The sequence below is a fragment of the Aerococcus sp. 1KP-2016 genome, from assembly GCF_002252085.1.
GTDB lineage: Bacteria > Bacillota > Bacilli > Lactobacillales > Aerococcaceae > Aerococcus.
The window spans coordinates 1-7,562 of sequence record NZ_NEEY01000065.1; the positions used below are offsets into that span (position 1 = coordinate 1).

A 7,562-nucleotide genomic window follows, 5' to 3' on the forward strand; every position below is an offset into this window, starting at 1 on the left:
TCTCTCAAAAAAATACACTCCCAAAACTATGAACTTTTTTGTTCAGTAGTGGGAGTGTATTTTTCTATATCTTTATAAAAATAAACGAAAGTGGGACTACTTTTTTCGCAAAAGTAGTTTTGTCCCAGCCTCTTTTCATTTTTTAGATATAACGGTTTAAAATTTCTTCTAAGTTTTCTTTTGGTGTATAACCAACTAATTGTTCAACGATTTTGCCATCCTTTTTGATCATTAGTGTTGGAATAGACATGATGCCAAATTGGCGTGCTGTTTCTGGATTGTCATCTACATCCATTTTAGCAAATTTCACTTGGTCACCCATTTCATCATCTAATGCTTCAACGATTGGTGATTGCATACGACAAGGACCACACCAAGTTGCCCAGAAATCAACTAACACTACACCTTCGTCTGTTTCTGTATTAAAGTTTGCATCTGTAATTGCTTGTACCATAATTTGTTTCCTCCTATTTTCGCTTTACGGTTATTATATCATCGTCTGACCAAGTTTAACATTAATTTGCTTACATGATAAAAGCAAACGGCTCAGATGAAACCTATCCTTTAAATTTTGCGATGGTCGCACCATTTCCACCCATATTATACGGTGCAAATTCAAAAGATACTACACTTGGATGTTTTTTTAAGAATTTTTGCACACCCGTTCTCAATGCTCCTGTACCATGTCCATGAATAATGGTTACTTGCCCATGACCGGCTAGTAAGGCTGAATCTATGAAGTTACTTAATCGAATCATAGCTTCTTCGTATCGTTCTCCTCTAAGGTCTACGCTAGTACCCACGCCTTTAGCTTTGCTCGCTTTAATACCTGCTCTATGGTTGCGACTTTGTTTATCTGGTTTTGCATCCACCAAAGATAAATCTTTCTCGTCGATTTCCATTTTTAACATGCCCATTTGAACAACCCAATCATTTTCACGTTTTTCAACTAGGGTTCCCCGTTGACCATAAGTGAGCACATTTACTTCGTCACCAACTTCAAAATCAGCTGTACGGTCTTTATTCTTTTTGGCTTTTTGAAGAACCTTATTCTTCTTCAATTGTTGCTCTTCTTGGCTCAATCCGGCTAAAGCGGATTGCTTTTCTATCATTTCGTGTTCTTTAATATTACCAACTGTTGGGTGATTCAATTGCCAATCACGGATTTCAGCAAGAATTTTATCCGCTTTTTCTTTTGTTTCATCGACAAGCTGATTCGCTTCTTTGCGTGCACGATTCATATACGTTTCTTTATCAGCTTCCATACGCGCTTGAGCTGTTTTTAAATCATTTAATAAATGCTCAGCATCGGCTAGATCTTTTGCAGCTTTAGCAGATAAGTTTTCGTATTCATGACGTTGATTCTCAAGATCAAGCAACATGTCGTTCAATTTTTGACTTTCTTCTTGAATATAAGAACGAGCTTCGTTCACAATCTCAGGGGCCAAGCCTAAGCGTTGTGAAATATCAAAAGCATTAGATCTCCCTGGTACCCCAATTAATAATTGATAGGTTGGTTGTAATGTTTTTTCATCAAATTCCATAGATGCGTTGATTGCTGTAGGATGTTCATATGCATATGTTTTTAGTTCAGGATAGTGGGTTGTTGCCATTACCGTTGCGTCTAAATATGCAAACCGATTTAAAATAGCAATCGCAATTGCAGCACCTTCCTGTGGATCAGTACCTGAACCCAATTCATCTATTAATACGAGTGACTTATCATTCGCTGCTTCGATAATACGAATAATATTCGTCATATGACCTGAGAAAGTAGATAAATTCTGCTCAATTGACTGTTCATCTCCGATATCAGCAAAAATTTCTTCAAATACGGCCACCTTACTCTCCGCTTTTGCAGTGATATATAACCCTGCTTGAGCCATCAATTGAATTATTCCAACCGTTTTTAAGGTAATCGTTTTACCACCTGTGTTAGGCCCAGTAATCAAAATCATATTATACGCTTCACTGAAAGCAATATCGTTAGCTACAACCTTTTTGGAATCTAGTAAGGGGTGTTTTGCTTGAATCAAATCTAATTCCGTACTGGATTCTACTAATATAGGTCTTGTGGCACCAATTTCTCTAGCAAATTGAAATTTCGCTTGAATTAAATCTAAATCCCCAAGTCGTTGATTATTTTCAGCAATTTCTGATGTATATGGGGCTAAATCAGCTGACAATTCTTGGAAAATACGTCGAATTTCTTCCTCTTCTTCACCTTGTAAGGCGCGCAAATGATTGTTAGCATCCAGCACTGTTTGCGGTTCAATATATAAAGTTTGGCCACTTGATGATTGATCATGCACTACGCCGCCAAAGGCATTGCGGTATTCATGTTTAACCGGAATAACGAATCGATTATTCCGAATGGTGATGATGGCTTCACTTAAGTATGAGGCCTTATTGGATCTGATAATTTGATCTAATTTAACGCGAATACCCGCCTCTTCACGTTTAATGCCTTGGCGTAAACCATGCAAAGTGGCAGACGCTTGATCATAAACACTTCCATCATCAGCTATGGCGTTTTGCATTTTACGCATTAAGTCACGTAAATCTATTAATGCATCAGCTATGCGATATAGTTGCTTTAATTCGACTTTGTCTTCATTTAATTTGTTAAAAAATGCCGCCACCTCTCCAGATGCGCGTAAAACGCGACTAACGGCAGCTAATTCTTTCCCATTTAAGTCTGCCCCAATATCTAAGCGTTTTAAATAAGGCTTAATATTAATCAGTTGGCTAACAGGAATCCGTTTATCTAATTCAAATAAATATTTTACATCATCGACAGCTTGTAACTGCTCTTCGATTTGATCCGCCTTTGTAAGAGGTGTTAAATGTAGGGCTTGATAACGCCCAATTTCAGTTCTAGTTTCTTTGGCTAATTGTTGTTGGATTTTTTCAAACTCTAATGTTTGATAAATTTTCTCATTCACTGAGGATCCTCCTTCATTCTATTTAAAAGGAAATAGCTGGCACAAAGTCCAGCTGTCGTTTTGCATAATGCGTTATTTAGCGTCCATCGGGGTAAATTAGAATGGTAAATTTCCGATGCCTTGAAGCAACAGATGAAATACCTGACGTGAAAGTAGCGGTGTATTGCGGATGATAAAATCAGCAACCGGTGAATTTGCTAACGCTGTTTGTACGCCTTGAAAAGTTAATACACTAAGGAAGGTAAGGATAAAGAAACTCCAAAACCATGCAGATATCAATCCGAAGATACCACCAAGAAATACATTAGCTGGGATATCTATTGCGACGAATTTCAAGTTTCGGCATAGATATGCCACAATTTCAGTCATAATCCAAGTTGCTAGGATAATAATCAACATTGCACATAATCTGAAATAGATAACATCCATATTTTGAAGAATGGTTTGTGGGAAATATGTAAATGTATTTTCTATATCAAAACCAACATACGGTACCCATAGACTAACGAAATTTACTAGGTTATCGTAGAATAAAATTGCTAATAAGTAGCCTATAAATAGGCCAATCACATGAATACCTTGGAGAATAGCTCCCTTAAATACACCCACGGCAATGCTAATTAAAAAAAATAGTACAATCAAAAATCCTAACATGCTAGTCCTCCATTTGTTTCATACCAATATAATCTATGATCTTGGTGTCTGACGTAAGCGTCCCAATTGATTTGAAGCGATTTGAACACCAGATTTCAAACTCGGTTGTTGTAATTTTTCCAAATCATTTACTGCATCTACTGTTTCTTTCGTTACAATAGGTTCTTTTACATTCGTTGTTGCTTTTTTCTTACTTGCTGTCCCCGTTGATTTGCGTGCGGGTACTGGCTTCACTTGATTGGCCTGTTGACTTGCTAATTTTTCTGCTTGTTCTTTTTGAATCTTATCTTTTTCGATTTGAGCAATTTCTTTTACTAGGGTACCCATAGTATGTTCTAAAGATTTAATTCTCACTAATAAATCTGCATTTTCTTTGGCCATATCGTCCACTTGAGCATGTAAATCTAAGTTATCGGATTGAATATTTAAAGACACCAACAAGGCCATCTCTTCTAAACTCATTGCTGGGTTATGCTTTTCAATGTCACTTAAATATTGATTGATATCTCGACTAACTTGTTGAATATGTTCGCTCGATTTATGGCTCCGAATGGTAAATTTATGGATCCCTAATTTTGCTGTTACTCTATTCTTTTCTTCATTATTCGACATTTTAGTCACTCCAAATTTCTAATTCTTTCGTTACCAGATTTACACTGGCCCTCTTTGAATTCATAATCTTAAATATTTTACCATTTATCCCGGAAAATGACTAGACCTTGCTTTGAACGCCACCCTGATTAACCATGTTAGATTTTTTCTCATCAAATTCTTAATGAGAAAAACAAGACTTTTTATGAGAAGTCGTGTATTATAGAAAACAATATTGAGATAGAGGTGCGAAAATTATCAGTACATACCGGAGCGGGAGTGATGAAGGTATGGAAAGGAAAATTCGCCGAAATGTTTTAACCCCAAGTTAGAATGTTGGGCATAAGTAAAATATACTTATGACTGTCACTTAACCAAGTGATGCGCTATCCTGTAAGTTACTGTTTCATTAGTGAAGTGGGTAAATAAAGGGAGCCTCTATTGCAATTAATTGCTGTAGAGGCTTTTTTCTATATAAAGAGGAGGAAAATAAATGAAAGAATTATTTAACAAAAAACGTTGGCAAACATTGCTTATTGCACTTTTCACTATTTTATTTGCCATTGTTGGTCCCTTATCATCAGTAGTCCAAGCGAGTGCTACTACTTCATCCATTGAAATTGATGAAGCTGCACTAACAGAAGGTCTAGATAAAGATGGTGTTTTACGTGTTGGTATGGAAGCCAACTATGCCCCATTTAACTGGTCCCAAACAACAAATGCCGATGGTGCAGTACCCATCTTAAACTCTGAGGGTGAATTTGCCAATGGTTATGATGTACAAATCGCTAAACGCTTAGCTGATACTTTAGGTTTAGAATTAGAAGTTGTCAAATTAGAGTGGGACGGTCTTCCACCTGCACTAGAATCAGGAATGATTGATGTCATTATTGCAGGTATGTCGCCTACACCTGAACGACTTGAACAAATGGATTTCTCAGATTCTTATTATTCGTCTGATATTGTGTTAGTAACCACTGCAGATGGAGAATATGCTGACGCAACAGCGCTAAATGATTTCTCAGGAGCGACAGTTACTGGTCAATTGAATACCTTCCATTATGATTTGATTTCTCAAATTCCAGATGTAGATCAAGCAACAGCACTAGATTCATTTCCAACAATGATTACTGCCCTAACAGCTGGTACCATCGATGCCTATGTTTCTGAAAAACCTGGTGCTATGGCAGCCGTTGCTGCTAACCCAGCCTTAACATATGTAGAATTTGCTGCTGGCCAAGGCTTTGATTTAGGTGAAGTAACATCTGATATTGCCGTTGCCGCACGTAAAGATTCACCATTAACGCCAATGATTAATGATGCATTAGCTACAATTCCAACAGCAACGCGTGATCAATTAATGGAAGACATGGTAAACTTAAATGTTCGGGGTGAAAGTACTGGATTCTGGGCAGAAGTTGCTGGTATCTGGAATACTTATGGCTCTCAATTTATCCAAGGTGCCATTACAACTATGTTTATTGCCCTTACTTCTACTATCGTAGGATTTATTATTGGTTTATTAATTGCGATTTACCGTTCATTAATTGTGCGTCGTGACCACCATCCAATTGGTTACATCTTCTACAAAATTTTTGATTTTGTTATTGCGGCATATATTGAAATTTTCCGTGGTACACCAATGATGGTTCAAGCTATGATGATTTTCTATGGTGCTCGTTTATTCTTTAATGTTCAAATGTCAACCATGACAGCAGCCTTGTTAATTGTTTCTATTAATACTGGTGCATACCTTGCCGAAGTAATTCGTGGTGGTATTAAATCTGTTGATAAAGGTCAAAGTGAAGCTGCTCGTGCAATTGGTATGAACCACTATCAAACAATGACCACAATTGTCTTACCTCAAGCCATTCGTTCAATTTTACCAGCTTTAGGAAATGAATTTGTAATCAATATTAAAGATACCTCTGTATTGAATGTTATTGCCGTTACCGAATTATTCTTCGTAACAAAATCTGCGGCAGGTTCAACCTACCTAACCTTCCAAACATTCTTAATTACAGCGATTATCTACTTCGTCTTAACCTTTACAACAACGCGTGTATTGAACTTAATCGAAAATAAAATGACTGGTAAAAAGAATTACCATATCTACCAATCAAGCACCACATCAGCGAACCAAGAAGAACTATAGGAGGTTAACATATGCAAACTCAAGATAACTTAATTCTAAATGTCCAACATTTAGAAAAACGCTTTGGCGAAAATTTAGTTTTACGTGATATTGATTTTCAAGTACATCCTGGTCAAGTAACCTCAATCATCGGTTCTTCAGGATCGGGTAAATCTACCCTATTACGTTGTTTAAATTTACTTGAAGACCCTACAGGTGGAGACATTCTGTATCACGGAGAATCAATTCTAAATGCTAAATTCAACGTGAATAAATACCGCACCCAAGTGGGTATGGTGTTCCAATCATTTAATTTATTCAAAAATTTCACGGCATTAGAAAACTGTACTGTTGGTCAACGTAAATTATTAGGTCGTGGTAAAGAAGAGGCAGAAGCAATTGCCTTAAAAAACCTAGAAAAAGTTGGCATGGCACCTTATCGTGATGCTCGTCCAGATCAATTATCTGGTGGACAACAACAACGTGTTGCGATTGCCCGTGCACTTTCAATGGATCCAGAAGTACTATTGTTCGATGAACCTACATCTGCACTAGACCCTGAAATGGTTGGCGAAGTATTGGAAACAATGACGCAACTTGCGGATGAAGGTTTGACTATGATTATTGTTACACATGAAATGGCCTTTGCTCGTGATGTATCAACAAACATCGTGTTCATGGACCAAGGTGTTATCGTTGAACAAGGACCGGCAAAAGAAATTATCGATATGCCAAAACAAGAACGTACAAAAGCATTCTTAACCCGATATACTAGCGAAAAAGTTTAATTTGATAGAAAAGGAGATCAGGATAGAACCTGGTCTCTTTTTTATGCGATGTGAGTCGGGTCAATTTAGCGTAAAGCACGCACCTTATCTACTTCATTGATAAACAAAATAATCCCCAAAGTAGGTCGCTTACGCGAGCACCTTGAGGATTATCGGGGTATGACTTTCCTACGCTTGTTGGGAAAAATGCGATTATAGAATGAACCTGCCATTCTCTAATTTTGGGCGTTTTTATTGAAAATAAATAGCGGTGCTATAAAATATGTTCTATTTTTATAGCATACATATATTTCCATATTTGATAGATTTTATTATTTATAAAGTACGAGCCGTCATTCTATAATATGTAAAGAACAGTTATAAAATGTAGGAAAATGACAATGTAAAATTGTTGGTTTTCCTACATTTTTTATATACTCTTCTTATCCCCTATAGAATTGGAGTGGAATA

The 7,562-nt window shown here is 36.8% G+C and carries 6 protein-coding genes and 1 riboswitch; of the genes, 2 read left to right on the top strand and 4 right to left on the bottom strand.

The window, feature by feature from the left end; translation table 11 throughout:
- Positions 1-142: 142 nt before the first annotated feature.
- The 4 genes from trxA to B9P78_RS08755 all read right to left on the bottom strand — a co-directional run bounded on the left by trxA (position 143) and on the right by B9P78_RS08755 (position 4,211).
- Positions 143-454: a thioredoxin gene (trxA, locus tag B9P78_RS08740; protein ID WP_094519065.1), complete on the bottom strand. Its 312-nt coding sequence runs from the start codon at positions 452-454 to the stop codon at positions 143-145.
- Between the two features lie 103 nt (positions 455-557).
- Positions 558-2,945 carry an endonuclease MutS2 gene (locus tag B9P78_RS08745; protein ID WP_094519066.1) on the bottom strand — a complete coding sequence of 796 codons (2,388 nt, stop codon included), beginning with the start codon at positions 2,943-2,945 and terminating at the stop codon, positions 558-560.
- 96 nt (positions 2,946-3,041) lie between these two features.
- Positions 3,042-3,599, bottom strand: a complete 558-nt coding sequence (locus B9P78_RS08750; RefSeq protein ID WP_094519067.1) for a CvpA family protein — start codon at positions 3,597-3,599, stop codon at positions 3,042-3,044.
- Positions 3,600-3,632: 33 nt separating this feature from the next.
- On the bottom strand, positions 3,633-4,211 hold the full coding sequence (locus B9P78_RS08755; RefSeq protein ID WP_094519068.1) for a cell division protein ZapA: 579 nt from the start codon (positions 4,209-4,211) through the stop codon (positions 3,633-3,635).
- 212 nt (positions 4,212-4,423) lie between these two features.
- Positions 4,424-4,587: riboswitch (Lysine riboswitch) on the top strand.
- A gap of 96 nt (positions 4,588-4,683) precedes the next feature.
- Here B9P78_RS08755 and B9P78_RS08760 point away from each other — a divergent pair.
- Positions 4,684-6,345 carry an ABC transporter substrate-binding protein/permease gene (locus B9P78_RS08760; protein ID WP_094519069.1) on the top strand — a complete coding sequence of 554 codons (1,662 nt, stop codon included), beginning with the start codon at positions 4,684-4,686 and terminating at the stop codon, positions 6,343-6,345.
- 11 nt (positions 6,346-6,356) lie between these two features.
- Positions 6,357-7,112, top strand: a complete 756-nt coding sequence (locus B9P78_RS08765) for an amino acid ABC transporter ATP-binding protein (RefSeq protein WP_094519070.1) — start codon at positions 6,357-6,359, stop codon at positions 7,110-7,112.
- Positions 7,113-7,562 lie beyond the last annotated feature (450 nt).

Bases quoted from the DNA above. Each gene is read 5' to 3' on its own strand.
- trxA (WP_094519065.1), bottom strand. From the start codon at position 454: ATGGTACAAGCAATTACAGATGCAAACTTTAATACAGAAACAGACGAA.
- B9P78_RS08750 (WP_094519067.1), bottom strand. From the start codon at position 3,599: ATGTTAGGATTTTTGATTGTACTATTTTTTTTAATTAGCATTGCCGTG.
- B9P78_RS08755 (WP_094519068.1), bottom strand. From the start codon at position 4,211: ATGTCGAATAATGAAGAAAAGAATAGAGTAACAGCAAAATTAGGGATC.
- B9P78_RS08760 (WP_094519069.1), top strand. From the start codon at position 4,684: ATGAAAGAATTATTTAACAAAAAACGTTGGCAAACATTGCTTATTGCA.
- B9P78_RS08765 (WP_094519070.1), top strand. From the start codon at position 6,357: ATGCAAACTCAAGATAACTTAATTCTAAATGTCCAACATTTAGAAAAA.